The 1,554-nt window shown below is 50.3% G+C and carries 2 tRNA genes and 2 rRNA genes; all 4 read right to left on the bottom strand.

The features are described 5' to 3' along the window. Nucleotides 1-973 (bottom strand): 23S ribosomal RNA (locus AC58QG_RS36445); the annotation flags it as partial. A gap of 214 nt (nt 974-1,187) precedes the next feature. Beyond that, nucleotides 1,188-1,263, bottom strand: a tRNA-Ala gene (locus AC58QG_RS36440). Between the two features lie 27 nt (nt 1,264-1,290). Then, a tRNA-Ile gene (locus AC58QG_RS36435) sits at nt 1,291-1,367 on the bottom strand. Nucleotides 1,368-1,443: 76 nt separating this feature from the next. Next, nucleotides 1,444-1,554 (bottom strand): 5S ribosomal RNA (gene rrf, locus AC58QG_RS36430); the annotation flags it as partial.

The following is a 1,554-nucleotide window of genomic DNA, read 5'->3' as shown; positions in this document are numbered from 1 at the left end:
TTAAGTTTGTGGCATTCAGAGTTTGACTGGACTTGGTAACCCTTGGCGGGCCCCGCACCCAATCAGTGCTTTACCTCCACAACTCAACATCCGAGGCTAGCCCTAAAGCTATTTCGGGGAGAACCAGCTATCTCCGAGTTCGATTGGAATTTCTCCGCTACCCCCACCTCATCCCCGAATTTTTCAACATTCGTGGGTTCGGGCCTCCAGTGAGTGTTACCTCACCTTCACCCTGGACAGGGGTAGATCACACGGTTTCGGGTCTACGTCCACGTACTAAAGCGCCCTATTCAGACTCGCTTTCGCTGCGGCTCCGTCTTTTCAACTTAACCTCGCACGGGAACGTAACTCGCCGGTTCATTCTACAAAAGGCACGCCATCACCCATATAGAGGGCTCTGACTTTTTGTAAGCACACGGTTTCAGGTTCTTTTTCACTCCGCTTCCGCGGTGCTTTTCACCTTTCCCTCACGGTACTGCTTCACTATCGGTCACTAGGGAGTATTTAGCCTTGGCAGATGGTCCTGCCGGATTCCGACGGGGTTTCACGTGACCCGCCGTACTCAGGATACCTCTAGGGGATTCGTTCAGTTTGGGCTACAGGGCTTTTACCTTCTATGCCGGACCTTTCCAGATCACTTCGCCTACCAAACTAACCCCATGTCGAGGTCCTACAACCCCAAGGAGCAAGCTCCTTGGTTTGGGCTATTCCGCTTTCGCTCGCCGCTACTGACGGAATCACTTTTGTTTTCTTTTCCTCCAGGTACTTAGATGTTTCAGTTCCCTGGGTCTGCCTCCAATGTAGCTATGTATTCACTACATGGTAACTGCGCATTACCACAGCTGGGTTCCCCCATTCGGACATCCCCGGATCAAAGCCTGCTTACGGCTCCCCGAGGCATTTCGTCGTTCGCCACGTCCTTCTTCGGCTCCTAGTGCCTAGGCATCCTCCGTGTGCTCTTTCTAGCTTAACCTAGAAAAAACTTTAAAGATTTTTGCGAGATCCGAAGATCAAGCAACCTAAGTTCTTACTTTGCGTTTTTGTTTCGTTATCTAGTTTTCAAGGAACAACTTATTGCTGTGATTCGTTATCTTTGCCCTATTTCAGCGGCGAAAGTTATCTTATCACATCTTATTACTGCATTTCAAGTCGAAATTTATTGGAAATTTCTGTCTTAAAATGTGTTTTGGTGGAGCCAAGCGGGATCGAACCGCTGACCTCCTGCTTGCAAGGCAGGCGCTCTCCCAGCTGAGCTATGGCCCCAAATGGGAAACTTCTTATGAAGTTATATGGTGGGCCCTAGTGGACTCGAACCACCGACCTCACCCTTATCAGGGGTGCGCTCTAACCAGCTGAGCTAAGGGCCCGTATAGGGAAATTCTTCAAAATAAAAACCCACCTACAAGCTTTCGAAGCTTTCTCCGAAAGCTTGCCATGGGTATCGCTTGGCAACGTTCTACTCTCCCAGAACCCTGCGGTTCAAGTACCATCGACGCTGGAAGGCTTAACGGTCGTGTTCGAGATGGGAACGCGTGGATCCCTTCCGCCATCATC

This window comes from Paenibacillus sp. J22P169 (assembly GCF_059691995.1).
The sequence above is the reverse complement of the archived record's forward strand: the minus strand, read 5'-3'. Positions and strand labels throughout refer to the sequence as shown.